Source organism: Caenispirillum bisanense, assembly GCF_900230255.1.
In the GTDB taxonomy this organism is placed as follows: domain Bacteria; phylum Pseudomonadota; class Alphaproteobacteria; order Rhodospirillales; family Rhodospirillaceae; genus Caenispirillum; species Caenispirillum bisanense_A.
In genome coordinates, this window is sequence record NZ_OCNJ01000008.1 from 32,680 (window position 1) to 58,174 (window position 25,495).

The 25,495-nt window shown below is 71.8% G+C and carries 16 protein-coding genes; 8 read left to right on the forward strand and 8 right to left on the reverse strand.

All coding sequences use genetic code 11. The features are described 5' to 3' along the window. Positions 1-13 precede the first annotated feature (13 nt). Complete coding sequence (locus CRP50_RS17295) at positions 14-1,321, forward strand: ammonium transporter (protein ID WP_097280441.1); 1,308 nt, start codon at positions 14-16, stop codon at positions 1,319-1,321. Between the two features lie 108 nt (positions 1,322-1,429). Here the strand turns inward: CRP50_RS17295 and CRP50_RS17300 are convergent, their stop codons facing one another. The 3 genes from CRP50_RS17300 to CRP50_RS17310 all read right to left on the reverse strand — a co-directional run bounded on the left by CRP50_RS17300 (position 1,430) and on the right by CRP50_RS17310 (position 4,451). Next, on the reverse strand, positions 1,430-2,164 hold the full coding sequence (locus CRP50_RS17300) for a pyrimidine 5'-nucleotidase (RefSeq protein WP_097280442.1): 735 nt from the start codon (positions 2,162-2,164) through the stop codon (positions 1,430-1,432). A 369-nt stretch (positions 2,165-2,533) separates the two neighbouring features. Beyond that, positions 2,534-3,457 carry an acetylglutamate kinase gene (argB, locus tag CRP50_RS17305; protein WP_097280443.1) on the reverse strand — a complete coding sequence of 308 codons (924 nt, stop codon included), beginning with the start codon at positions 3,455-3,457 and terminating at the stop codon, positions 2,534-2,536. Positions 3,458-3,545: 88 nt separating this feature from the next. Beyond that, positions 3,546-4,451: a LysR family transcriptional regulator gene (locus CRP50_RS17310; RefSeq protein ID WP_176525241.1), complete on the reverse strand. Its 906-nt coding sequence runs from the start codon at positions 4,449-4,451 to the stop codon at positions 3,546-3,548. A 106-nt stretch (positions 4,452-4,557) separates the two neighbouring features. On the opposite strand from CRP50_RS17310, the gene CRP50_RS17315 reads away from it, so the two are divergent. Both CRP50_RS17315 and purH read left to right on the forward strand, forming a co-directional pair. Then, complete coding sequence (locus CRP50_RS17315; RefSeq protein ID WP_097280657.1) at positions 4,558-5,682, forward strand: alkene reductase; 1,125 nt, start codon at positions 4,558-4,560, stop codon at positions 5,680-5,682. Between the two features lie 573 nt (positions 5,683-6,255). Then, on the forward strand, positions 6,256-7,836 hold the full coding sequence (gene purH / locus CRP50_RS17320; protein ID WP_097280445.1) for a bifunctional phosphoribosylaminoimidazolecarboxamide formyltransferase/IMP cyclohydrolase: 1,581 nt from the start codon (positions 6,256-6,258) through the stop codon (positions 7,834-7,836). Positions 7,837-8,046: 210 nt separating this feature from the next. Here purH and CRP50_RS17325 read toward each other — a convergent pair whose 3' ends face one another. Beyond that, complete coding sequence (locus CRP50_RS17325) at positions 8,047-9,240, reverse strand: hypothetical protein (RefSeq protein WP_097280446.1); 1,194 nt, start codon at positions 9,238-9,240, stop codon at positions 8,047-8,049. 241 nt (positions 9,241-9,481) lie between these two features. On the opposite strand from CRP50_RS17325, the gene CRP50_RS17330 reads away from it, so the two are divergent. Then, positions 9,482-9,802: a heavy metal-binding domain-containing protein gene (locus CRP50_RS17330; RefSeq protein WP_097280447.1), complete on the forward strand. Its 321-nt coding sequence runs from the start codon at positions 9,482-9,484 to the stop codon at positions 9,800-9,802. Positions 9,803-9,807: 5 nt separating this feature from the next. On the opposite strand, the gene CRP50_RS17335 is transcribed toward CRP50_RS17330, so the two are convergent. From CRP50_RS17335 to CRP50_RS17350, 4 genes are all read right to left on the reverse strand, one after another. Next, positions 9,808-10,149, reverse strand: coding sequence for a type II toxin-antitoxin system PemK/MazF family toxin (locus CRP50_RS17335; RefSeq protein WP_097280448.1), 342 nt, complete (start codon positions 10,147-10,149; stop codon positions 9,808-9,810). Next, entirely contained in the window at positions 10,146-10,394 is a 249-nt protein-coding gene (locus CRP50_RS17340) for an AbrB/MazE/SpoVT family DNA-binding domain-containing protein (RefSeq protein WP_141415188.1), read from the reverse strand. Before CRP50_RS17340 ends, CRP50_RS17335 begins: the two co-directional genes overlap by 4 nt. A 60-nt stretch (positions 10,395-10,454) precedes the next feature. Then, entirely contained in the window at positions 10,455-11,780 is a 1,326-nt protein-coding gene (locus tag CRP50_RS17345; protein WP_097280450.1) for an MFS transporter, read from the reverse strand. 83 nt (positions 11,781-11,863) lie between these two features. Then, positions 11,864-16,918, reverse strand: coding sequence for a choice-of-anchor L domain-containing protein (locus tag CRP50_RS17350; RefSeq protein ID WP_097280451.1), 5,055 nt, complete (start codon positions 16,916-16,918; stop codon positions 11,864-11,866). Positions 16,919-17,305: 387 nt separating this feature from the next. On the opposite strand from CRP50_RS17350, the gene CRP50_RS17355 reads away from it, so the two are divergent. Genes CRP50_RS17355 through CRP50_RS17370 form a run of 4 tightly spaced genes read left to right on the forward strand, consistent with a single transcriptional unit; the run spans position 17,306 to position 25,489 of the window. Further along, a complete protein-coding gene (locus CRP50_RS17355; RefSeq protein ID WP_097280452.1) occupies positions 17,306-18,172 on the forward strand; it encodes an endo alpha-1,4 polygalactosaminidase in 867 nt (288 codons plus the stop codon). Beyond that, entirely contained in the window at positions 18,169-20,514 is a 2,346-nt protein-coding gene (locus CRP50_RS17360) for a polysaccharide deacetylase family protein (RefSeq protein WP_097280453.1), read from the forward strand. Before CRP50_RS17355 ends, CRP50_RS17360 begins: the two co-directional genes overlap by 4 nt. Next, complete coding sequence (locus CRP50_RS17365; protein ID WP_097280454.1) at positions 20,511-23,921, forward strand: tetratricopeptide repeat protein; 3,411 nt, start codon at positions 20,511-20,513, stop codon at positions 23,919-23,921. Before CRP50_RS17360 ends, CRP50_RS17365 begins: the two co-directional genes overlap by 4 nt. Next, the gene (locus tag CRP50_RS17370) at positions 23,918-25,489 is read left to right on the forward strand and encodes a tetratricopeptide repeat protein (protein WP_097280455.1); all 1,572 of its coding nucleotides are present in this window, start codon (positions 23,918-23,920) and stop codon (positions 25,487-25,489) included. Before CRP50_RS17365 ends, CRP50_RS17370 begins: the two co-directional genes overlap by 4 nt. The last annotated feature ends 6 nt before the right edge of the window (positions 25,490-25,495 follow it).

Sequence of the window (25,495 nt, forward strand, 5' to 3'; positions counted from 1 at the left end):
CCAGAGGATTCCGATGCAGGCCTATTCCCCCCTTCGCCGCGCGCCGGCCGTCGGCGCCTTCGTCGCCGGCCTCGCGCTCGCGCTGCCGGCCGCCGCCCAGGACGCCGCCGCGCCGACCCTCGATTCCGGCGACACCGCCTGGATGCTGATCTCGACGGCCCTCGTGCTGATGATGACGATCCCCGGCCTCGCCCTCTTCTACGCCGGCATGGTGCGCAAGAAGAACATCCTGGCGACCCTGATGCAGAGCTTCGCCATCACCGCCCTGGTGACGGTGCTGTGGACCATCGCCGGCTACTCGCTCGCCTTCACGCCGGGCAACGCCTTCATCGGCGGGCTCGACAAGGTGCTGCTGGCCGGCGTGGGCGTCGACTCGCTGCAGGGGACCATCCCCGAGACCGTCTTCGCCATGTTCCAGCTCACCTTCGCCATCATCACCCCGGCGCTCATCACCGGCGCCTTCGCCGACCGCATGAAGTTCTCGGCGCTGCTGGTGTTCATGAGCGTGTGGCTGTTCGTGGTCTACGTGCCCGTCGCCCACTGGGTGTGGGGCGGCGGCTTCCTGGGCGGCGACGGCGTGCTCGACTTCGCCGGCGGCACCGTCGTGCACATCAATGCCGGCGTCGCCGGCCTGGTGGCCGCGCTGGTGCTCGGCAAGCGCCTCGGCTTCGGCAGCGAGAACATGGCGCCGGCCAACCTGACGTTTGCCGTCATCGGCGCCTCGCTGCTGTGGGTGGGCTGGTTCGGATTCAACGCCGGCTCGGCGGTCGCCGCCAACGGGCTCGCCGGCATGGCCATGGCCGTGACCCAGATCGCCACCGCCGCCGCGGCGCTGACCTGGATGTTCGTGGAATGGGCGCTGCGCGGCAAGCCGAGCGTGCTCGGCATCATCTCGGGTGCCGTCGGCGGTCTGGTCGCCATCACCCCGGCGGCCGGCTTCGTGACGCCGGGCGGCGCGCTGATCATCGGCCTGATCGCCGGCGCGGTGTGCTATTGGGGCGCCACCTGGCTCAAGCACAAGATGGGCTACGACGACAGCCTCGACGCCTTCGGCGTGCACGGCATCGGCGGCCTGACCGGCGCCCTGCTGACGGGCGTGTTCGCGGCCGAGGCGGTCGGCGGCAAGACCGGCCTGCTGGAAGGCAACGTCGAACAGCTGTGGCTGCAGGCCTACGGCGCCGGCGTCACCATCCTGTGGTGCGGCGTGGCGACCTTCGTGATCCTGAAGATCATCGACGCCACCATCGGCCTGCGCGTCAGCCCCGAGGACGAGACCATGGGCCTCGACCTGTCGCTGCACGGCGAGAAGATCCACGATTGATGTCCGGCTGCCTTGATCGGCGATCAAGGCAGCGCCCTCAGGCGCCGGGCGCGCGCGTCGCGCGCTTGGCTCCCGCGGCAGGGGCCGCGCGGCGCAGTCGCGCCGTGTTTACTGTGGCTTGCGCAGCACCCGGCCGGCGGCCTCCAGCCACGCCACCAGATCGTCGGTGATGTGGTGGATGAAGCCGAGGTCGTGGGTGTGGCGGAACCACTGCACGTCGTGCGGCCGCACCCACACCGTCGTCATGCCGATCTCCGCCGCCGGCTTCAGGTTGGCGGCGCTGTCCTCGAAGAAGGCCGAGGCCTCCGCCCGCACGCCGAAGGCCTTCAGCATGGCCTGGTAGGTCGGCGGCTGCGGCTTCGGAATGAAGTCCGCGGCGCGGATGTCGTAGATGCCGGTGAAATGATGATCCAGCTTCAGCCGCGCCAGCACCGCCTCCGCATGCCGCTCGCTGCCGTTGGTGAAGATGAGCTTGCGCCCGGGCAGGGCCTGCAGCGCCGCATCCAGCGCCGCCGACGGCTCCAGCACCGAGTGGTCGACGTCGTGCACGTAGGCGAGGAACTCGTCGGGCTCCAGGCCATGGTTCAGCATGAGGCCGCGCAGGGTCGTTCCGAACTCGTGATAATACCGCTTCTGGATCTCGAAGGCGGCGTGCGGTTCCACCTTCAGGAACTTGGCGATGAATTCCTTCATGCGCAGGTCGATCTGCGGGAACAGGCTGGACGTCGCCGGATAGAGCGTGTTGTCGAGGTCGAAGATCCAGTCCTCGACGTGATCCAGGCCCGGCGCGTTGGGGCTGTCCGGGGTTTCGACACGGTCGAGCGGGCTCTGGTCATCGGCCACGGGGATGGTCCTTTTCTCTTTGTGTGTCCCTCAGGCGCCGGGCGCGCGCTCGTCGCGCGCTTGGCTCCCGCCGCTTGCGCGGCGCCGGCCCAGTCGGGCCGGTTTGCTTTTCTGGTCCCTCAGGCGCCGGGCGCGCGCTGACCGCGCGCTTGGCTCCCGCCGCTTGCGCGGCGCCGGCCCGGTCGGGCCGGTTTGGTTTTCTGGTCCCTCAGGCGCCGGGGAGGGTTTTTGTTTGTCCCTCAGGCGCCGAGCGGGCGCTGACCGCGCCCTTGGCTCCCGCCGCTTACGCGGCGCCGGCCCGGTCGGGCCGGGGGGTGCCTGATCGCCCGTCGGGTGCTCGGCGCCGGCGCTTGGCCGGCGCCCGCCGCCTCAGTCCATCCACACGGCCGTACCGGCGCCGTGCGGGGTGAAGATTTCCAGCAGGATGGCGTGCGGCACCCGGCCGTCCAGGATCACCGCCCCTTCCACGCCCTGCTCCACCGCGTGCATGCAGGTTTCCACCTTGGGAATCATGCCGCCCTTGATGGTGCCGTCGGCGATGCAGGCGCGGGCTTCGGCGATGGTCATGTCGGGGATCAGCTGCCCCTCCTTGTCCAGCACGCCCACCACGTCGGTCAGCATGAGCAGGCGCGAGGCCCCCGTCGCCGCCGCGATGGCACCCGCCGCGGTATCGGCGTTGATGTTGAACGTCTCACCGTTGGGGCCGATGCCGATGGGCGCGATGACCGGAATGACGTCCGACTGCTCGAACATGTCGAGCAGATGCGGCGTGATCTCCGTCGGCTCGCCGACGAAGCCCAGGTCCAGCACCCGCTCGATGTTGCTGTCGGGGTCCTTCTTGGTGCGGCGCAGCTTGCGGGCCTTGATGAGGTTGCCGTCCTTGCCCGACATGCCGATGGCGAAGCCGCCGGCCTTGTTGATGGCGGTGACGATTTCCTTGTTGATGGCGCCGGCCAGGACCATTTCCACGATGTCCACCGTCGCCTGGTCGGTGACGCGCAGGCCGTCGACGAATTCCGACTCGATCTTCAGGCGGTCGAGCATGCGGCCGATCTGCGGCCCGCCGCCGTGCACCACCACCGGGTTGATGCCCACCTGCTTGAGCAGCACGATGTCGTTGGCGAACTGCTCGGCCAGGGTCGCGTCGCCCATGGCGTGGCCGCCGTACTTGACGACGACGGTGCTGCCGGCGAACTCGCGCATGAAGGGCAGCGCCTCCGACAGCGTCTTGGCCTTGCGCAGCCACACGTCGCGCTCTTCGGGGGGCAGCGGGGTCTTCTTGGGCGGGGTCATGGGCGGGCGGCTCCTCGCTTCGAACCGGGGTGACGGATGGCGGCGATCCTAGTGCAAGAGCCGGAAAGCTGTCTGCGAAAATCTGGCGTCAGGCCGCCTCCTCCAGCCGCGCGAAGCAGGCCACCAGCCGCTCGCGCAGGGCCGCGACGCGGGCCGGCTCCAGCCGCTGCGGCGGCGACACCAGCATGAGCGGCAGCGGCGACGGCTCCCACCCCTGCAGCACCTTGACCAGCCGGCCGGCGCGCACGTCGTCGATGACGTCGAGGCAGCTCTTGATGGCGAGCCCGGCCCCCGCCAACGCCCAGCGCCGCGTCTGGCCGCCGTTGTTGGAGACCAGCGCCGGCCGCACCCGCACCACCGGGTGCTCCGCCCCGCGCGCGAAGCACCACTCGTCGGCCAGGCGGTCGCCGGCCCGCCGCACGATGCAGCGGTGATGCGCCAGATCGGCCGGCACCTGCGGCGCGCCGTGTTCCGCGATGTAGGACGGCGCGGCCACCACCACCGGCCGGATGCTGCCGATGCGCCGCACCCGCAGGCGGCTGTCGGCCGGCACGCCGCCGCGGATGGCGAGGTCGAAGCCGCCGCTCACCAGGTCCACCAGGGCATCGTCGAGGTCGAGGTCCACCGTCACCTGCGGATGCTCTTGCTGGAACGCCTCCAGCAGCGGCGCCACGTGCTGGGTGCCGAGGTCGAAGGGCGCCGTGATGCGGATCATGCCGCTGAGCGCCGCCTCGCCGCCGCGCACGGTTTCCGCCAGCGACTCCCAGTCGGTCACCAGCCGCTCGCTGGCGGCCATGAAGCGGCGGCCTTCCTCCGTCAGCGACAGCGACCGCGTGGTGCGCAGGAACAGCCGCACGCCCAGGCTCTCCTCCGCCCCCTTCAGGCGGGCGCTGACGGTGGCCGGCGACAGGCCGGTCTCGCGCGCCACCGCCGCCATGCGGCCCAGTTCGGCGATGCGGCGCAGCAGGCGGATGTCGGGAAGGTCGAGGCTCATTGTTCGGTCGTTCCGAATAGTCTTTTCAGCGCTGGCGGTATTCTCTTGCCACACTATATACGGCATGTTCGCGGTCATGCATCCCTTTCCTCCCGAGGACGCCTTCATGACCGACACATCCGACATTCTCTTCCGCCCCCACCGCATGGGCGCCGTGACCCTGCTGAATCGCGTCGCCATGGCGCCCATGACCCGCTCCCGCGCCGCACAGCCGGGCGACGTGCCGACCGAGCTGACCGCCGCCTACTACGCCCAGCGCGCCGGCGCCGGCGTCATCGTCAGCGAAGGCACGCAGGTGTCGCGCGTCGGCCAGGGCTACGCCTTCACCCCCGGCATCTACTCGCCCGAGCAGACCGCCGGCTGGAAGACCGTCACCGACGCCGTGCACGCCAGGGGCGGCCGCATCTACGCCCAGCTGTGGCACGTCGGCCGCGTCAGCCATCCGCTGCTGCACGGCGCGCAGCCGGTGGCGCCCTCGGCGGTGAACGGCGGCGGCCAGGCGGCCTTCGTGGTCGACGACAAGGGTCCGCGCATGGAGCCCTCACCGGTGCCGCGCGCCCTGTCGACCGACGAAGTGCGCGCCGTGGTGCAGGAGTTCGCCCAGGCCGCCCGCAACGCCAAGGCCGCCGGCTTCGACGGCGTCGAGCTGCACGGCGCCAACGGCTACCTGATCGAGCAGTTCCTGCGCGCCGAGAGCAACCGGCGCACCGACGCCTACGGCGGCAACCTGGAAAACCGCCTGCGCTTCCTCGCCGAGGTGACGGAAGCGGTGGCCGGCGTGTTCGGCGCCGACCGGGTGGGCGTGCGGATCTCGCCCTTCCTGCCGCTCAACGGCATCGGCGCCGAGGAAGACGCGGCCGAGCTGTTCCTGGCGGTGGCGAAGATGCTCGACGGCCTGGGCGTCGCCTACCTCCACACCAGCGAGGCGAGCCCCATGGAGGTGCCGCCGGGCACCGATCCGGTGCCGCAAGACTTCCGCAGCGCCCTGCGCCAGGCCTTCCGCGGCACCATCATGGTCGCCGGCGGCTACGACGGCGCCCGCGCCCGCGCGATCCTGGAGACCGGCCTCGCCGACGTGGTGGCCTTCGGCCGGCCCTACATCTCCAACCCCGACCTGGCGGAACGCCTCGCCCGCGACCTCCCCTGGGCCGACGCCGACCGCAGCACCTTCTACGGCGGCGGCGAACAGGGCTACACCGACTACCCGGCCCACGCCGACGCGGCGGAGTGAGGGCGGAGGGGGTACGGGGCGGGGCTGGAGTGGGGCGGCGGCGACGTGTCCTCCACCCCGCTGCACGTTGCCCCCCCTCCCTCGTCATGGCCGGGCTCCGACCCGGCCATCCACGGCGTCCCCGGCGGTGGCCATGGGCTCCGTCCTCCACGGCCCCCGTCCGGGGAGCCGTGGATGCGCGGATCAAGTCCGCGCACGACAGTGTTGAGTGCTGCGGCGAATGGGGCGCTGTGGCGGATGGACCGCCGTCGCCACCGTCGCTCGCCCGCTCCCCGCCCCCTCCCCCGTTGTCATGGCCGGGCTCCGACCCGGCCATCCACGGCGTCCTCGGCGACGGCCATCGGCTCCGTCGCCCACGGCACCCGTCCGGGGAGCCGTGGATGCGCGGATCAAGTCCGCGCATGACACGGAAGGAAGAGCGGCCGACCACACTTCACCCCTGGTCAGGCCCGCCCATGACACTGGTGCATGGCAGCGACCGCCCATCCCGCCACCCCCTCCCTTCCGCCCCGGGCGCGGCTGTGCTATAGCGCGGCGCAGCTTCCTTCCACGACAGTCCGGGGTTTTCGGCCGATGACCACCACGCTTCCCATCCGGCGGGCGCTGCTTTCCGTTTCCGACAAGGCGGGCCTGACCGAGTTCGCCTCGTTCCTGGCGGCGCAGGGCGTCGAGATCCTGTCCACCGGCGGCACCGCCAAGGCCATGCGCGACGCCGGCATCGCCGTCATCGACGTGGCCGACTTCACCGGCTTCCCGGAAATGCTCGACGGCCGCGTCAAGACCCTGCACCCCAAGGTGCACGGCGGCATCCTCGGCATCCGCGGCAACGCCGAGCACGAAGCCGCCATGAAGGATCACGGCATCGCCCCCATCGACCTCGTGGTGGTCAACCTCTATCCCTTCGAGGCGACCGTCGCCAAGGGTGCGGACTTCGACACCTGCATCGAGAACATCGACATCGGCGGCCCCGGCATGATCCGCGCCGCCGCCAAGAACCACGCCGCCGTCACCGTGGTCACCGACCCCGAGGACTACGCCGCCGTGAAGGCCGACATGGAAGCCAACGGCGGCGCCACCACGGCCGCCCTGCGCACGCAGCTGGCCGCCATCGCCTATGCCCGCACCGCCGCCTACGACGCCGCCATCTCCACGTGGTTCGCCGGCCAGGTGAGCGACGAGTTCCCGCGCCGCTTCGCTGTCGGCGGCCGCCTGAAGCAGACCCTGCGCTACGGCGAGAACCCGCACCAGAAGGCCGCGTTCTACGTCACCGGCGAGGACCGCCCCGGCATCGCCACCGCCGAGCAGGTGCAGGGCAAGGAACTGTCCTACAACAACCTGAACGACACCGACGCCGCCTTCGAGCTGGCCGCCGAGTTCGACGAGCCGGCCGTCGCCATCATCAAGCACGCCAACCCCTGCGGCGTGGCCGTCGGCGGCGACGTCGTCGCGGCCTACCAGCGGGCGCTGGCCTGCGACCCGGTCTCGGCCTTCGGCGGCATCGTGGCGCTGAACCGCCCCATCGATGCGGCTGCGGCGGAGGAGATCACCAAGATCTTCACCGAAGTCGTCATCGCCCCCGACGCCGACGCCGAGGCCCGCGCCGTCTTCGCCGCCAAGAAGAACCTGCGCCTGCTGCTGACCGGTGGCATGCCGGACCCGGCCGCCCCCGGCGTCACCTTCAAGAACCTGTCCGGCGGCTTCCTGGTGCAGAGCCGCGACAACGGCCGCGTCATGGCCGCCGACCTGAAGGTGGTGACGCAGCGCCAGCCGTCCGAGCAGGAACTGCGCGACATGCTGATCGCCTTCCGCATCTGCAAGCACGTGAAGTCAAACGCCATCATCTACGTCAAGGACGGCGCCACCGTCGGCATCGGCGCCGGCCAGATGAGCCGCGTCGACAGCTCGCGCATCGCCTCGTGGAAGTCGGCCGAAGCCGCCAAGGCCCAGGGCCTCGCCCAGCCGCAGACGGTGGGCTCGGTGGTCGCCTCCGACGCCTTCTTCCCCTTCGCCGACGGCCTGCTGGCCGCCGCCGAGGCGGGCGCGACGGCCGTCATCCAGCCGGGCGGCTCCATGCGCGACGACGAAGTGATCAAGGCCGCCGACGAAAAGGGCCTCGCCATGGTCATGACCGGGATGCGCCACTTCCGGCATTGATGGGTGTTTGGAGTCTGTTTGCCCCTCAGGCGCCGGGGGTAGAGTCTGTTTGCCCTCAGGCGCCGGGCGAGGGCCTCTCGGCCCGCTTGGCTCCCGCGGCTGGGGCCGCGCCGTGGGGAGGCTTGGCGCGCCGACGACTATGCCCAGTAGAAAAAGAACGGGGCGGAGCTTCCCCAGCTCCGCCCCGTTCCCCCCTGTCCGGCCGATGCGTCAGAAGGCGACGCGGACGCGGCCGGTGATGCCGGTGATGTCGCCTTCGCCGAAGATGGCGCCGATACCGGCCGCCGCCCGCCCGGCCGAGACGCCGGCGGTGATCTCCTCGTAGGACTCGCTGTAGAGCGCATCGCCGAAGAAGCGCGTGTCGGTGATGCCGAGCGACAGCCGCAGCGGCGCATCGAAAGCCCGCGCGCCGGTGTCGTAGACGGCGGTGATGCCGTTGCGCGCCACCACGTTGGTCAGGTCGTAGTCCACCTCGTAGTCGCCGACCGTGACCGGCACCGTGGTGAACACCCCCGCCGTGTTGCCGACCACCAGGCTCAGCCGCTCGGTCAGGGCCGCCTCGTAGCGGCTGGTGAGCGCGCCACCCGTCAGCACCGCGCCGGCGCCCAGGTCCACCGAGCCGACGGCACCGGCCGAGACCGACGGCGTCAGGCTCCACGACTCGGTGACCGGCATGGTGAGGCCGAGGGAAAGCTGGCCCGACCAGGTGTCGGCGTCTTCCGTCTTCTGCCACGTCAGCGGCATGTCGAGCGCCAGCGTCCAGCCGTTGGCGAAGCCCCAGCCGATGGTCGGCGTCGCCGTCATGCTGCGCACGTCGGTGCCGTTGGCGCCGATCTTCATGCCGTCGGCGGCGAGGCCGAGCACCAGTCCGTCGGCGTCGAGGGCGCGGGTGCCCGCGTCGTGCATGCCGGCCGCCATGCGGCTCATGAGCGAGGCCGGGTTGCCGGCCACGGGGTCGAGCGCCGTGCGCGCGGCGGCGGCCTTGAGGATCTGCGTCAGCGTGCCGTTGCCTTCGCCTTCCAGATAGGCTTCCAGTTCCTCCTGGGCGGCGTCGCGGTCGGCGGCGGTGGTGCCGAAGCGGCGGTTCACGCCGGCCGCCGGCACCGTCAGCACGATCTCGGTGCCGTCGTAGGCGATGGTCGCCGGCAGGCCGCGGATGGAGGCATCGGCGGTGATGCGGTCGATGGTCGTCAGGTCGACGCCCAGGTTGGCCGACAGGGTGTCGATGTCGACGCCGTCGACCAGGTCGCCGACCGTGTCGAAGGTCAGGCGGCGGGTGATGCTCTGGCCGGTGGCGGGATCGGTCCAGGTGGGCTCGATCACGAACAAGGGCGTCTCGGCGAGCGCCGGTGCGGCCGCGCAGGCCAGCACCGCCGCCGCCACGGCGAGGCGGAAGGGTCGCATGGGAACTCCGGTCGGGTCGGATGAAGAGCGCCGAGGCGCGAATGGGCGGACCCTATGGGGCCAGTGCCGAACAAAGTATTAAGCAGCATGTACTTGCGGTGGAGCAGACGCAGAACGACTCGGCCCGAAGTACCTTTCTGCCACTTCTTCCCGACGGTCACGCCATTGGATCGCCAGCTGTGGGCAGCGGGGCGCGCGTGCTATAACGGGTCACCGATCCACCGCTGCGGGAGTCCGCCCCATGATCGTCACCACCACCGACGGCGTCGACGGCAAGCGCGTCGTCGCCTATCTCGGCATCGTGTCCGGCGAGGCCATCATGGGCGCCAACATCTTCCGCGACTTCTTCGCCGGCATCCGCGACATCGTCGGCGGCCGCTCGGGCGGCTACGAGAAGGCCATCCGCGACGCCAAGGAAGCGGCGCTGTCCGACATGCGCGCCAACGCCGCCGAACTGGGCGCCGACGCCATCGTCGGCGTCGACCTGGACTACGAGGTTGTCGGCCAGAACGGCAGCATGCTCATGGTCTCGGCCAACGGCACGGCGGTGCGGCTGGGGTAGGGGCGTCAGTCCCCCATGCCGATCAGGGCTGCGAGACGTGCCCGCACGTCTTCGAGAACCGCCATGTCGACCCGTCCAGCAAGCCGGATCGGCCGCGCCAATGTATCGATGCTGCGCACATGGCTGGTCAGGATCTCACCGGCCACCGCACTATCGGGCGGGAGGACGACGCTGGACGGAAACGGCCGGATCCGACTCGTGATCGGACAGACGATGGCGAAGCCCGTCGCCTGAATGAAGGCACCTGGAGACACGACCAACGCCGGCCGCCGGCCACCCTGCTCTCGCCCCGTCCTCGGATCGAAGTCGGTCCAGACGAGGTCGCCTGCCTCCGGCAGCCACGTCATTCAGAGACGTCCTCACGCCCCACGTCCGGCCCCCAATCATAGGCCCCGCACATATCTTCCGGGGTGACACCTGCGATCAGATCTTCCAGCCGATACCGCGGCTTCGGCAACGCGAGCACGATCTGCCCGTCGTGTACAACTACGGAAAGCCGCGAGCCCTCGGCGACACCGACGGCTGCGGCGACGTCCTTCGGGATACGAACGCCGAGGCTGTTGCCCCACCGGGACACCTGGACCGTCTGCATGATGACCTCCACGAGATATCCTATGGATATCTAGCCCTGCCGTGAGGGTTCCGCAAGCCCTCACCGTCCCCGCGCCGCGGCCTCCACCGCCGGGTCGCGGGCGTCTTCGGGGACGCTGCGCAGGAGCCACAGGCCGGCCACCAGGAACACCAGGATGGTCGCCATGCCGACGCGCTGGCTGTCGGCCAGGGCCGTCGCCCAGCCGACCGCGAGGGGGCCGGCGAAGGCGGTGATCTTGCCCGTCACGGCGTAGAGGCCGAACATCTCGGTGCGCACCTCGGGTGGGGCGAGGCGGGCCATCATCGAGCGGCTCGCGGCCTGCACCGGCCCGAAGAACAGCCCCATGGCCAGCGCCAGCGGCCAGAACAGCGCCACGTCGCGCACGATCAGGATGGCGGCGCCGAACACGATCATGCCGATCAGGCCGATGACGATGGTCCGCTTCGCCCCCAGTTTGTCGTCGGCCCAGGCGAACAACACGGCGCCCAGGCCGGCGGTGACGTTCATGGCGATGCCGAAGACGATGATCTCGGCGAAGCTCATGCCGAAGCTGCCAGCGGCGTAGATGCCGCCGAAGGCGAACAGGGTGTTCAGCCCGTCGGTATAGACCATGCGCGCCACCAGGAAGCGCGCCACCGGCCCCCAGGCGGTCAGCGCCCGCAGGGTGCCGCGCAGCTCGCCCAAGGCCTTGCGCACGATCTGGCCGGTGGAGGCGGTCGCGGCGCGCGGGCGGTCGGGCACGAAGACGAACAGCGGCCAGGCGAACAGCGCATACCACACCGCCACCAGCAGCACCGTCGCCCGCACCGGCTCCGCCTGCTCTGGGTCGAGGCCGAAGGGCGGCGGGTCGGCCTGCACGAAGACCTTCAGCGCCACCACCAGGCACACGAGCCCGCCGGCGTACCCCAGGCCCCAGGCCCAGCCGGAGATGCGGCCCATGCGCTCGGGCCGCGACACCTCGGGCAGCATGGCGTTGTAGAAGGCCGTACCCAGCTCGAAGGCGGCGTTGGACAGCGCCACCAGCACCAGCGCATAGAGCATCCAGCTTTCGTCGGGCGCGGCGTACCACAGCAGGGCGGAGCCGGCGATGCAGGCGAGAGTCAGGCCGCCGAGCCAGGGCTTGCGCCGCCCCGTCTGGTCGGCGACGGCACCGAGGATGGGCGCCAGCACGGCGATGAGCAGGCCGGAGACGCCCATGGCGTTGCCCCAGGCGGTGGTGCCCGCCACCTCGTCACCGGCGATGCCGCGGGTGAAATAGGCGGCGAAGACGAAGGTCGCGATCACCGTCGGATAGGCGGAATTGGCCCAGTCGTAGAGGCACCACGCGACGGTGGCGGACCGCCGCGGCGGCGGGGCGGAGTCTGTGGCGGCGGGGGAATGGGACACGCGAGCGACGCTCCGGCGGCGGAAGGGGGATCGGCGGGCAGGATACGGTGTCCCGCCCGCCGATGCCACCGCGCAACCGGAGGTCAGGCGGCCAGCGGCTGGCTGGGCGCGTTGTGGTCGACGATGGTGACGGTGTGGCTGCCGTTGGAATAGGACGTGTAGCCCTCGGGCGCCTCGCCGTCGACCGCCAGGAAGTCCTCGCTCAGCATCACGTTGTCGGGCGTCGCGTCCTGCACCTCGATGGTCAGCTCGCTGGTGTCGGAGCCCGAGAGCAGCTGGGCCACCGCTGCCGCGTCGAGGGTGATCGCATCGCTGCCTTGGTCGAGCACGAGGCGCTCGATGGACGCGACCTGACCCTCGCCGAGCTGGGTGAAGTCCAGGTCGCCGTCGATGTAGAGCGTGTCGAGACCGGCACCGCCGTCAATGCTGGGGAAGTCGGTGGAGGACACGTAGAAGGTATCGTCGCCGTCGGTGCCGACGGTCGGCTCCCCGCCGCCTTCGTCCTCGACCACCGCCAGCGGGGTCACGGTGCCGACGAGCTCGTTGAAGGCGATGAACAACGCGCTGTCGAAGCCCGTATCCGACGTGTCGGACACGGCGAAGGTGAGCGTATGGGTGCCGGCGGTGAGCGGCACGAACAGATCCTGCGGCGAAATCACGGAATCGTATTCGGTCGCCAGCTGGCCGCTGTTGAGGGTATAGGCCGCCGTCTGCGTGGTGTTGCCGTTGTACCAGGCGACCGGCGTCTCGCCGTCGGGCATGAACAGCAGGTTGGTGCCGTTCAGGAAGACACCCGCGATGTCGGTGACCGACTGTTCAGGCGCTTCCTCGGTGCCGTACATCCAGCGGAACGACAGCCCCTCGATGCCGCTGTCCACCGTGAAGGTGACGGTCAGCACCGTCGCGTCGGTGGTGGTGCCGATGTTCGGGATCGCGTCGAGCAGGGCATTGCCCTGGCCGCTCGCCAAAGTGCCGGTGCTGCCGGTGGTGTTGGCGTTGTCGAGCGGGTTGCTGCCGCTCGCCAGGGCGATGCCGGCCGACAGGCTGTGGACGCCGCCCATGGTGAGGCCGGAGAAGCTGCCGTAGGACTGCTGGCCGCTCGTGTCGTTGCCTTGCAGGGTGGCGCCGGTGACGGTGATGCCCGTCAACCCGCCCAGCAGCTGCGCGGCGAGCGACTCGGCGCTGCCGCCGCCAACCGTGTCGTCCGCGCCGGTGAGGGCGGTGACGTCGATGCCGTCCTCGACGCGCAGGGTGAGGGTCTCGCCCTGGTAATCCTGCGTCAGGGTCTTGTAGGCGACGCCGCCGATGGTGGTGGTGCCGGACGCGAGGCTCCAGGCTTCGGTCCCGTCGATGGTGTCGTCGGCATCGCCGCGGATGTAGAGGACGCCGTCGGTCGCCATGGCGGCGACGTCGTCCGCTTCCAGCGTCAGCGTCATGGCGCCGGCGCTGTCGAGCAGCAGTCCTTCGATGTCGGTGATGTCGTATTCGAACAGCAACGCGAGGTCCGACGCCGCCAGCGAACTGCCGCCGCTGAAGCCGTCGTGCACCTCCAGCAGGTCGAACCCGTCGCCGCCGTCCAGCACGTCGTCCGGGTCGTACCACAGGACGTCGTCGCCGTCGCCGGCGTAGATCGTGTCGTAGTCGCCGGCGATGGTGTCGGCGCCCGGGCCGCCCACCAGGATGTCGTTGCCGGCGCCGCCGTAGATGACGTCGTCGCCGAGACCCGCACGAACCTCGTCGTCGCCGTCGCCGGCGTAGATCAGGTCGTCGCCGTCACCGCCGCTGCCCTCGCCGCCTTCCACGATCAGGTCGTCGCCGCTGCGGCCGACCACCAGCTGGCCCTGGTCGGTATTCGACGTGAGGTAGATGGTGGAATCGGAAAGATCGTAGGTGAGCAGGGAGTAGCTCTCGTTGACCTCGCTCCACAAGGTGACGATCGTCAGCTCGTCCGCCGGATCGGCGGCATAGGCGCCCGACACCGTGACCGTGTAGGCCGTGCCGCGGTCGTGGCTGTACGTCGCGAGCAGCAGGTCGTCGCCGCTGCGGGAGGCACCCTGGATCTCGATGCCGATGGCGGTCGGCTCGTACTCTTCCTCGGAGTTGAACTTGAGGTCCATGGCGACGGTGGCGACGATGGTGTCGTCGCCCGTGCCGCGCACGATCTCGTCGTTGCCCGCGGTCAGGTAGTAGCGGTCGTTGCCGGCGCCGCCGTCGAGGGTGTCGTCCACCGCCGTCGGCAGGTCCACGAGCATGTCTTCGTCGGCGCCGAGGCCGACCAGGGTGTCGTTGCCGGTGGTGCCGACCGCGGCCTCGACGTTGCTCAGGGTGGCGATGGTGGTGCCGAACTGGGTCACCTCGCCCACCAGCTGTTCGCTGTGGTAGTCGTAGGTGCTCAGGCGGATCTCCACGGCCGTGCCATAGCCCGACAGGTCGAGGGTGTCGAGCCCCTCGCCGCCGTCGACGGCGTCCACGCTGCCGGGGCTGGTGTCGGGCCCGAAGGGCCGCAGCACGTCGTTGCCGGCGCCGCCCTGCAGGGAGTCGCTGCCGTTGCCGCCGACCAGGGTGTCGTCGCCGGCGCCGGCGTCCAGCAGGTCGTTGCCCGCGCCGGCGGTCAGCAGGTCGTTGCCCTCGGCGCCGAACAGGCGGTCGGCGCGGGCGTTGCCGGTCAGGCTGTCGTTGCCGCCGGTGCCGATGAGGATGTAGCTGCTCGCCGAGTCGGAACCGGTGACGGAGCTGCCGGTCAGGGTCACGAAGGGCGAGGCGTCGGCGATCTTGGTTTCCAGCGCGGCGACGAAGCTGCTCACCGTCGACGCCAGGGTGCCGGCGGCGATGGCCGAGGCGACCGTCGAGGCGGCTTCGCTCTGCGCCACGATGGCGACCTGAACGACGCCCGTCAGGGCGGCGGCGGGGTCACCGGCGGCGTTGCTGAGCGCCGTGTCGACGGCCGTGTTCAGGTTGGTCAGCACGGTCGCGACGCTGGCGACGTCGCCCGCGTCGACGCCGGCGTTGCCGAGCAGCGTCGTGAGGCCCGTGTCGAACAGGCCGGACGAGCCGCCGCTCGCCACCACCGCATCGGCGATGGCGGTGCTGGCGGCGGCCGGGTCGCCGTCGCCGCGGATGGCGGCGACCATGCTGATGACGTTGGCGACCTTGATGCCGGCGGCCAGCAGCTTGGCGCCGGCTTCGGCGGTGGCGCCGCTCAGCAGGGCCAGCGGGTTGGCGGTGGTGAGGTCGAGCCCGCCGATGTCGGCGGTGGTCAGGCCGACCATGCCGAGCACCTGCGACTGCGCCGCCGCGGCGGTCAGGCCCGGGTTGGACGACATGAGCGCCTGCATGAGCGTGGTCAGCGGCGTCACGGCCGAGGCGCCGACGGGCGCGCTCATGGTGAAGTTCAGCGCGCTGCCCGTCAGCATGTCGATGCCGCCTTCGCTGACGATGCGGCCCGAGGTGCCGGTGGTGGACAGCGAATAGCGGCCCTCGGCGTCGGTGTAGGTGAAGGCCTCGGTCGGGTCCCACACGCCGTCGCCGTCCTCGTCGATGAAGACGCGGGCGCTGAACACGTAGGGGTCGACGACGCGGCCGGCCACGGTGACGGTGCTGCCACCACCACCGCCGCCGCCACCACCGCTGCCGCCGGGGGTCGGATTCGGCGTCACGACGGGCGGAAGGGTCGGCGGGGTGGGCGTGGTCGGCGTCGGCGTCACCACGACGGGCGGCGGAACGGGCGTGCCGCCGTCGCCGCCGGTGATCGGCGTACCGCCCGTCGGGGGCGTCGGGGTGACGGGGTCGACGGTGGTCGGCGGGGTGGTCGTCGGCGTCGTGGTGGGCGTGGAGGTCGTGGTGCCGCCCGGGGTCGGAGTGGTCAGGGTGGCGACCACCACGGCGTCGGTGCGCACCGGCGCCATCAGCTCCAGCACCGACACCACGTTGGCGAGGTCCTTCTCGCCGACGTCGAGGCGGGCGCCGAGGATCTCGCGCAGCTGCCCCGCATCCAGCGAGACGCGGATGGTCGAGTTGCCGTCGGAGAACGGGTTGTCGAGGCGGCCGAGGGTGTCGAAGCCGGTCTGCTGCTGCTGCAGGCCGCCCTGCTGCTGGTTGTTCTGCGGACCGTCGACGGGGCCGTCCACGGCGCCCAGGTTGAAGCCGGCCGGCGTGTCGTACTGACCGGGCTGGGCCGACGGCAGGAAGTTCAGGGTGCGGCCGACGTCGGGGTTGGACGCCACGTAGTCGGCGTCGACGACGAACAGGCGCAGGGTGTTGCCGCCGCCGAACAGGGCATCCGCCGCCGCCTGGTTGGAGACCTGCAGGCCGGTGTTGACGGTGTTCAGGGTCTGCATCTGGCCGTTGAGCGTGCGGACCACGATCTCGCCGGAATCGAGCAGCGCGATCTCCATGCTCACCGGCCGCTCGCCGTCGAGCACGTCGTCGCCTTCCGCCACCTTGATGACGCCCTTGGTGCCGCGGATGCCGATGGTGGCGACCGGCGTCTGCACCTGCATGGCGTCGGGGCCGGTCTTGGCGATCTGGCCCGACACGAAGGAGAACACGCCCGACACCAGCGAGAACGAGCTTTCGCCCTGGCCGCTGTCGGGGTCGAAGATCATCTCGTCGAGCACGAGGCGGCCGCCGTTGCCGAGCGACAGTTCGGTGTTGTCGACGAAGGTGATGCCGACGGCGCCGTCGGCGCCGGTCTGCAGCACGTCGCCCTTGAACACCTGCGAGCCGCTCTGCAGCGCCACGCGCGTGCCGTCGCCGCGCACCACGAAGACCTCGCCGTCGATCTTGGTGACGACGCCGATGGCCTCGCCCGCCGAGGGGGCGGGGCCGGCGCCGGAGGCCTGGGCGACCGCCACCGGCGCCGGGCCGGCGAGGCGGGCCACCAGGGCGCCCGACAGGGTCTCGCCGCCGGGACCGGTGAGGTCGGCGGTGGGGCGTCCGGCCTGGAAGAAGTCGGTGACCAGGGTGCGCGTGCCGTCCGGCGCCTCGATCAGCAGATCCTGCCCGAGCCGGCTGTAGCTGCCGTGCAGCAGCGTGGTGCTGTCGGCGATGCGCGCTGCGCCGTCGGTGACGGCGACGACGGTGTCGAACCCGCCGGTGGTGTCCTGCGGCCCCGCAGCCGCGGAAGTCTCGAGCGACATGGCGTCCCTCCCCTGGTCATGCCCGTCGCCGCCGGTCACAGGAATACCCGGTGCGGCGGCGGCCCGATGGGCGATCTACCGGCAGAGTAAGCTGGTCTTTCGGAGTACGACCCGTTCAGTTGAATAGGCGGCAGGGCTTTTGTCAACGCTTGCAGAAAAAGGGGTATTGTTCGCGCAAGAGAAGTGTGCACAGGACAGGTCGACAAACTATTGGTCGCAAGTACAAGGCGACGTCCGTCGTAGATCCTGTAGACGGGTTGCCTTGGTCGATAAATTAACCTAAAAAATCATTCTAAAGTGGTGGCGGTAACGACCGCGGGGGAAAGAGTGTTACGCCCTGGAGATGACGTCGTCCGTGCGGCCTCCCGGCTGCGGCGATCTTGGGCCATGATCGGATGCCTTGCCGGCTGTCTGGCCGGTCTGGCGGCGAGCCCCGCCGGGGCCGCCGAACCCGCCCCGCCGCGCGTGGAAGCGGCGCGCCTGGCGGCGCCGTGGGTCGTCTACTATTCCGATCAGGCCCCGCTCGACGCCTTCGATCCCTATGGCCTCGTGGTGCTCGACAGCGAGTACCATCCGCCCCTGCGGCCGCTCGCCGACCGCGGCAAGACCCTGCTCGGCTACGTCAGCCTGGGCGAGGTGGAGCGCCACCGGCCGTGGTTCGCCGCCGTCGAGGCCGAAGGGCTGCTCGGCGACGAAAACCCCAACTGGCCCGGCAGCTTCTATGTCGACGTGCGCGACCCGCGGTGGACGCAGCGGGTGCTGACCGACATCGTGCCCGGCATCCTGCGGCGCGGCTTCCACGGCGTGTTCCTCGACACCCTCGACAACCCGGTCTACCTGGAGGAAGCCGATCCCGTCCGCTGGTCCGGCATGACCGAGGCGGCGGCCACCCTGGTGCGGGCGCTGCGCCTGCACTACCCGCGCATGCCGATCATGCTGAACCGCGCTTACGCCCTGCTGCCGGCGGTGGGCGGCAGCATCGACATGGTGCTCGGGGAATCGGTGCACGCCGACTACGATTTCGACGCGAAGACCTATGGCTGGGTGGAGGACGAGCTCTACCGCGAGCAGGTGCGGCTGCTGAAGGACGCCAAGGCGCGCCACCCCGGCCTCGCGGTCATGACCCTCGACTACTGGCGGCCCGACGACGCCGCCACCATCGCCCGCATCTACGCCGAACAGCGGCGCAATGGCTTCAACCCCTACGTCGCGACGGTCGAGCTCGACCGCATCGTGCCCGAGCCGCCGCCATGATCGGGCGCCGCGACCGCCTCATTCCCCTGGCGGCCGCCCTGGCGCTCGCTCTACTGGTCGTCGTCGCGGGCCTCGCCGGCCCCGCGCGGGCGGAGACGGGGACGGCGGTGCCGCGGACAGTGCTGTCGCTCTACGACGGATCGCAGAAGCGTGCCCGCACCTCGGCCGGGCACCAGTTGGCCGAGGCGGTGCTCAATCACCTGGGGCTCGAGGTGGTGCACCTCGACGTCACCCGGCGCCCGCTGCCCGATCCCGCCAGCCTGCCGCACGTGCGCGGCGTGCTGGCGTGGATCGAGAGCGACACGCTGCCCGACCCGGCCGGCTACATGACCTGGCTCGAACGCCTGGCGGGCGACGGCAAGCGGCTGGTGCTGGCCGGCTACGGCGGCGTCGACGCCGACAGCACCACCGGCGAAGCGCCGCCGCGCGAGCTGCTGCTGCGCCACTGGGCGCTGGTCGGCCTGCGCCCGCTGGATCAGTTCGTCGCCATCACCTACGACGTGACGCCGCGCATCCAGGATGCCGGCATGATCGGCTTCGAGCGCCCGCTGGCCAAGCCCTACCCGCCCTTCGTCGCCCTGCGCTCCATCGACCCGGCCAACACGGTGCACCTGCGGCTCGGCCGCGACGGCATCGACCCGGTGACCTCCGACCTGGTGGTGACGGGTCCGAAGGGCGGCTACCTCGCCCCCGACTACGGCGCCTTCCGCGGTCCCGACGGCAATGCGCGCGAGTGGATCGTCGACCCGCTGAAGTTCTTCGCCGCCGCCTTCGACACCGCCGCCCTGCCCAAGCCCGACGCCACCACCCTGGTGGGTCGCCGCCTCTATTACAGCCACATCGACGGCGACGGCTGGAACAACATCACCGAGATCCCGTCGCTGAAGCGCGAGCAGCTGCTGTCGGCCCGCGTGGTGATGAACGAAGCCATCGTCCCCTTCCCCGACCTGCCGGTGACCGTGGCGCCCATCGTCGGCGACCTGCATCCCGACCTCTACGCCCGCGAGGACAGCGTCGCGGTGGCGCGCGACCTGTTCGCCCTGCCGCAGGTGGAGGCGGGCACCCACACCCACAGCCATCCCTTCCAGTGGAGCTACTTCGTCGACTACGACCGCGCCGACGAGGAGCGGTTCCTGCCCGACCGCGGCGCCCTGTCGGGGGTGCTCGGCGGCCTCTACGGCGACGACCGCCGCGTCGCGCCCGCCGTGGTCGACCTCGCCCACGACGAGGAAGACGGCGAAGACCCGGCCCTCGGCAACGGCTACGCCCGGCCGCGCGCCTACCTCGACACGCCCTTCGACCTGGACGAGGAAATCTCCGGCTCCGCCGAATGGTTCACGCAGCTCCTGCCGCCCGGCAAGCGGGTGGAGATCCTGCAGTGGTCGGGCGACACCAGCCCCTTCGAGCTGGCCCTGCGCAAGACCCGGGAAGCGGGGATGGTCAACATCAACGGCGGCGACACCCGCTTCGACCGCGAGTACCCGTCGCTCGGCTGGGTGGCGCCCACCGGCCGGCGGGTGGGGGCGGAGATCCAGATCTACGCCTCCAACAGCAACGAGAACACCTATACCGACCTGTGGACGGACCGCTACTTCGGCTTCCGCCATCTGGTGCGGACGCTGGAGAACACCGAACATCCGGTGCGGCTGAAGCCGCTCAACATCTACTACCACATGTATTCGGGGCAGAAGCTGTCGAGCCTGAACGCCCTGCTCGCCAACCTGCACTACGCCCGCAGCCAGCCCATCGCGCCGGTCACCGCCGCCGACTTCGCCCGCATCGCCGCCGGCGTCTTCACCACCCGGCTGGAGGCCCTGGACGGCGGCCGCTGGCGGGTGCTCGACCGCGGCGGCCTGCAGACCCTGCGGTTCGACGCCGCCGCCTTCCAGGCGGTGGACTTCGCCCGCTCCACCGGCGTCGTCGGCCAGACCCACTACCAGGGCTCGCTCTACGTGGCGCTCGACCCGGCCGTGGCGGCGCCGGTGGTGGCGCTGCGCGACCACCCCCACCCCGACCGCCCCCCCGAAGCGCCCCAGCCCTACCTGATGGACGCCCGCTGGCCGGTGCGCGCGGTGGCGGTGGCCGACGACGGCCTGACCGTCGACTTCACCGCCAGCGGCTACGGCGCCGGCGAAATGCGCTGGAAGGTGCCGGGCGGCGCCGGTGCGTGGGTGGTGGAGGCGGACCTGCCCGACGGGCCGCGGCGCCAGCGTATCGCCGTCGGCGAGGACGGCGTCGCCACCTTCACCCTCGCCCCCGGCACCGTCACCCAGCCGGTGCGGGTGCGCCTCGCCCCGGCCCAGGGCGGCCGCCAGCGGCAGGCGGGGGCCGCGTCGCCATGAACCTGCGCAACCACCTGATCGCCGCCCTGCTGATGGTGATCGCCGTGATGGCGGGGGCCTTCCTGCTCATCCCGGGCGAGCGCGAGACGGCGCTCATGTACTTCCGCGACAAGGAATTCGAGCAGGCGCTCGACCGCTACGAGGCGCAGGTGCGTAGCGGCAACCTGTCGCCCACGGTCATCATGCCGCTCGCCAACCTCTACCTGCAGTACGGCCGGGTGGAATCGGCGGTGGCGCTGCTGGAACGCTACGTCGAGGAACACCCCGACGACCTGACGGCACGGCGTCAGCTCGGCGTCTATTACATGTACGCCCAGCGGCCCGACGACTACCTGATGAACCTGGAGCAGATGACCCGCGTCGACATCGGCGAGGATCAGCTGCGCGAGCTGTCGCGCATCTACAACTTCCGGGGCGACATCGACCGCCAGGTGGAGGTGCTGGAAGCGCTGGTGCGCCTCTACCCCGACCACGCCGAGGACTTCCTCGACCTCGCCCGGCTGCAGGCCAACCTGCGCCGCTTCGAGGACGCCGCCGCCACCCTGGAGCAGATGGCGAGCCGCTTCCCCGAGACCATGACGGGCGAAGCGGTGCTGTTCCGCGTCTACGTCCTGCTCGACGCCGGCGAGAGCCGCAGCGCCTTCGCCGTCGCCCGCCAGGCGGTGGCCGACGCCCCGGCGGCGACGCTGGCGCGGGTGGCCGGCGAGCTGTCGGGGCCCTTCGTCGCCCGCAGCCATCCGGAACTCGCCCTCGAGCTGCTCGCCCCGCACGAGGCGGCGCTGCACGAGGACCCGCGGCTGCTCGCCCTCTACATGCGGCTGCTGGCCCTCAACGGCCGCGGCGGCGAGGCCTTCGCCGCCCTGCACGCCCTGTGGCGCGACGGCACCCTGCCGCAGCAGGCGGTGGAGCCCCTGCTGGAACTGGCCGTGAACCGGCGCGAGGTCGATGTCGCCTTCGACGTGGTGGCGCGCACCGACGTCATGCTCCTGGCCGACTGGCTCATGGTGGCGACGGCCGAGATGGCGCTCAGCGTCGGCCGCCACGACGTGGCGCTCGGCCTGGTCGAACAGCTCGGCGAGGACTTCCTGCAGGAGCGCCCGGTGCTGGCCGCCCGCCTTGCCGTGCTGCGCGAGGACGGGCCGGCCATCGCCCGCTGGATCGGCGCCGCCGAACGCCGCCTGCCCGAACTGGACGCCGAGCAGCGGGTGGACCTGGCGACGCTCTACGGCCGCCTCGACCGGCGCGGCGACGCCCTCGCCCTGCTCGGCCGCGTGGTGGCGGCGGGCGACGCGCCGGCCGACGTCTTCGCCCGCGTGGCCCGCCTCTACGTGACGCTCGACGCCGTCGCCGACGGCCTCGCCGCCACCGAGGCGGCCCGCCGGCCCACCGCACCGGGGCCGGTGGACGCCGCCTGGGCCGCGCTCGCCGCCGCCGCCGGGCGCGAGGACGAGGCCGTGGCCTGGCTCGACGGCCTGCCCGACGATGCCGCGGCCGCCGTCACCCTGCGCGAGATCCACGCCGTCGCCGCCGACGCCGGCGCCTGGGGCGCCGCCCTGGCCGCCGCCGAGCGGCTCTACCGCCTGCGCGCCGCCAGCGACGACCTGGCGCTGCTGACCCGCGCCCTCGTCATGGCCGCCTACGACGACGAAGCCCTGGCGCCGCTGCGTCCGCTGCTGGCCGTCGCGCCGCCGCCGGGGCTGGTGGCGGCGGTGGCCGACCGCCTGCGCGAAGCCGGGGCCGACCGCCTCGCTGCCGCTCTGACGCCCCTGGTCGCGGCGGGCGAGGGCGACGCGACCGCCGTGCCGGCCCTGAGCGAAGCCCAAGCCGCCGTCGTCGCCGAGGCCGCCGCCCTGATCGCCGGCGGCCGCGCCGGGGCCGCCCTGCCGCTCACCCGGCCGCTGGCGACGGCGGGCGAGGCGGGCGCCGGCGCCTATCTCGCCACCGTGCTGGCGGCGACGAACCTCGGCCGCTCGCCGCTGCACGACGTGCTGCAGGAACAGACCGCCGCCCTGACGGACCCCAACGTCACCGAGGCCGGCCGGCAGGCGGCGGTCGCCACCCTGGTGCAGCTGGGCGCCTTCGAGGTGGTGCTGCCGCTGGTCGAGACCATGGCCGCCGACATGGGCGGCTCGTGGCTCTACGTCTTCGTCGAGGCGGCGACGCGGGTCGGCGCCGAGGACCGGTTGGTCGCCTTCCTGCAGCGCGAACTGGACCGCAGCGACCTCGACCGCACCGCCATCGAGGAACGCCTCTACCTGCTGACCGAGCACGGCGGCGACCTCGCAGTCCTGCCCGCCCTGGCGCGCTACGCCCTGGAACTGGGCGAGGGCTGGATCTTCACCTACGAGGACACGCTGCAGCGCCTCGGCCGCGTCGACGAGCTGGCGGCCTTCCTGGAGCGCCGCCTCGGCCTGCCCGGCACCGACGCCGAAACCCGCCGCGGGCTCGCCTTCCGCCTGCTCGACCTCGGCCGCAAGAAGCCCGCCGAGGCGGCCTTCCGCGCCATGGCCGCCGCCGAAGGACCGGAAGGCGACAACCTGCGCCAGCTGCTTTACCTGTGGGGGCCGCGCCCGGCGGCGGAGCAGATCGAGTGGCTGCGCCGCAAGGCCGTGGCCCGGCCCGAGGGGCCGGCGCGCGGGCCGTGGATGCGCCTGCTCGCCGACCTCGGTCAGCCGCACCTCGCCCTCGGGCTGGTGTCGCAGGAGGTGCTGTGGGCTTCCGACGACGCCGACCTGCTCGACACCGCGCTGGCCGTCATGGCGGCGGCGGAGGAGCGGGCGACGCTGGCCGCCTTCGTCACCCACCGCATGGGCCGCGAGCCGCCGGGGCCGCGCCTGCACGCGCTCGCCCGCCGCGCCCTGACGGAAGGGCTCTATGTCGCTGCCCGCCACGGCTACGAACGCCTGCTGGCGGTCGACCCGAGCGACCGGCCGGCGCTGCGCGGGCTCGGCCATGCGGCCTATCTGAACGGCGCCTTCGACGTCGCCATGGGCGCACTCGCCCCGTATCTCGCCAGCGAGACGGGCACCTGGGAGGACAATTTCTACATGGCCGAAATGCTTCAGCGCCGCGGCGAGACGGTGGCGGCGCGCGGGCGCTATGTGCGGGCGCTGGAGGTGATGGAGCGCGTCGCTGGGCGCGACCGCGACTACGTCCTGCGCCGCAGCCACGCCCTGCTGCTGCACCGCGCCGGCCGGTCGGACGCCGGCATCGCCTTGTTCCGCACCCTGCTGGAGGAACGGCCCGACGACCAGGCGACGCGCGCCGAACTGCTCGCCGCCCTGCTGGAGACCCGCCGCTTCGCCGAGGCCGCCGAGGTGATGCGCGGCCGCCAGCAGGACCGCCCCGCCCCCGTTCCGCCCCTGCAGCCGACACCCCGGCCGGCGCTGGCGGAGGCACCGCGATGATCCGCCGCGCTTCCCTCGCCGCCACCGCCGCCCTGGCCGCGGCGCTCGGCCTGCTGCCCGCCGCCGCCGCACCGGCCGCCGCCGCCGGCCGCGTGCTCGCCACCCTGGAAGCCGGGCGCGATCAGATCATCATCGTGCTGGCCCTCGGCGAGGCCTCGGACGTGACGTGGGAGGCCGGCGAGCGCGAGCTGCTGCTGCGCTTCGACGGCGCCGTCGAGGTGCCCGGCCTCGACCAGCTCGGCCCGCGGGCGCCCGAGTGGCTGGAGTACGCCAGCGCCGGCTTCGACACCATGCTGCTGCGCTTCGCCCGCCCGGTGGAGGCCGAGGTCGCCGCCGACGGTCGCGCTGTCGTCATCGTCGCCCGCGCCGCCACCGCCGCCCCGCCGGCCGGTCGCGACGACGAGGTGCGGCGCGCCGGCGCCCTGCGCGACGCCCTGCTGCGCGCCCGTCTGCTGGTGGAGGAAGGCCGCGTCCTGGAAGGCCGCCGCCTGCTGCGCCAGCTCGCCCGCGACTACCCCGACAGCGCCGAGACGCTGGCCTACCTGGGCGTGGTGGAGCAGAGCCTCGACCGCCGCCGCCACGCCCTGTGGTGGTTCGACCAGTCGCTGGCGGTCAATGCCGACGATCCCGGCGTGCGCGCCGCCCGCCGCACCCTGCAGGACGAGTTCCGCCCGCGCGCCTGGGTCGACGTCGACCGCGCCCAGGTGCAGAACGCCGACGAACAGATCATCGCCCTCACCGGTTTCGACAACTTGCCGGTGGGCGACGTGCTGCTGTCCGGCACCCTGGAGACCCGCAGCATCGACACGCCCTCGGTGCTGCGGCCCGACGGCACGCTCGCCCCCTATTCGGCCGACCGCCAGCGCCTGCGCCTGACGGCGGCGCTGCCGCTCGACCCCGAGTGGGAGGCGTCGGCGACGCTCCACCTCACCACCGACGGCGCCGGCCTGACCGGCACCCTCACCCGCCTCGGCCCGGTGGACGAGCTGACGGTGCTGGCGAGCCTGCAGGAGCCCTTCTGGGGCTTCGTCGAAGGTATCGTCGGCGGTGGCGTGCGCGATTCGCTCGGGATGCAGTACCGCCTCGACCTCGCGCCCGACACCGACCTGCTGGTCGGGCTGGCGGGCAACCTCTACGGCACCGACGGCAACGCCTGGAGCGGCGGCACCCTGGCGGCGCGGGCGGTGCTCGGCCACACGGTGCCGCTCGACCCCGCCACGTCACTGCGCCTGGAATACGGCATCGACGGCGAGTACGTCGGCTTCCGCGACACCCGCGACGACCCCAACGGCGTCGCCTTCCAGCCCATCCCGGTGACGACGCGCGAGACGCACAGCGCCGTCGCCACGGTCACCCACATCCCGGCCGCCGGCCTCGCCCTGTCGGGCTACGTCGGCTACGGCCACAACCGCTACGGCACCGGCGGCCTGCTCTACGGCCTGCGCCTGGAAGCCGCCCCGCACGACGACCTGCGCATCGAGCTGCGCGCCGGTCATGCCGAAACCACCTCGCGCGGAACCGGCGGTGCCCTCGACACCGTCGGCGGCCGCCTCACCCTCCTGTTCTGAGCCCCG

What these genes read in the sequence shown, in the direction of transcription:
- CRP50_RS17350 (WP_097280451.1), bottom strand. Translation starts at nt 16,918, where the DNA reads ATGTCGCTCGAGACTTCCGCGGCTGCGGGGCCGCAGGACACCACCGGC.
- CRP50_RS17360 (WP_097280453.1), top strand. Translation starts at nt 18,169, where the DNA reads ATGATCGGGCGCCGCGACCGCCTCATTCCCCTGGCGGCCGCCCTGGCG.
- CRP50_RS17365 (WP_097280454.1), top strand. Translation starts at nt 20,511, where the DNA reads ATGAACCTGCGCAACCACCTGATCGCCGCCCTGCTGATGGTGATCGCC.
- purH (WP_097280445.1), top strand. Translation starts at nt 6,256, where the DNA reads ATGACCACCACGCTTCCCATCCGGCGGGCGCTGCTTTCCGTTTCCGAC.
- CRP50_RS17315 (WP_097280657.1), top strand. Translation starts at nt 4,558, where the DNA reads ATGACCGACACATCCGACATTCTCTTCCGCCCCCACCGCATGGGCGCC.
- CRP50_RS17340 (WP_141415188.1), bottom strand. Translation starts at nt 10,394, where the DNA reads ATGCAGACGGTCCAGGTGTCCCGGTGGGGCAACAGCCTCGGCGTTCGT.
- CRP50_RS17335 (WP_097280448.1), bottom strand. Translation starts at nt 10,149, where the DNA reads ATGACGTGGCTGCCGGAGGCAGGCGACCTCGTCTGGACCGACTTCGAT.
- CRP50_RS17355 (WP_097280452.1), top strand. Translation starts at nt 17,306, where the DNA reads ATGATCGGATGCCTTGCCGGCTGTCTGGCCGGTCTGGCGGCGAGCCCC.
- CRP50_RS17295 (WP_097280441.1), top strand. Translation starts at nt 14, where the DNA reads ATGCAGGCCTATTCCCCCCTTCGCCGCGCGCCGGCCGTCGGCGCCTTC.
- CRP50_RS17325 (WP_097280446.1), bottom strand. Translation starts at nt 9,240, where the DNA reads ATGCGACCCTTCCGCCTCGCCGTGGCGGCGGCGGTGCTGGCCTGCGCG.
- CRP50_RS17330 (WP_097280447.1), top strand. Translation starts at nt 9,482, where the DNA reads ATGATCGTCACCACCACCGACGGCGTCGACGGCAAGCGCGTCGTCGCC.
- argB (WP_097280443.1), bottom strand. Translation starts at nt 3,457, where the DNA reads ATGACCCCGCCCAAGAAGACCCCGCTGCCCCCCGAAGAGCGCGACGTG.
- CRP50_RS17370 (WP_097280455.1), top strand. Translation starts at nt 23,918, where the DNA reads ATGATCCGCCGCGCTTCCCTCGCCGCCACCGCCGCCCTGGCCGCGGCG.
- CRP50_RS17310 (WP_176525241.1), bottom strand. Translation starts at nt 4,451, where the DNA reads ATGAGCCTCGACCTTCCCGACATCCGCCTGCTGCGCCGCATCGCCGAA.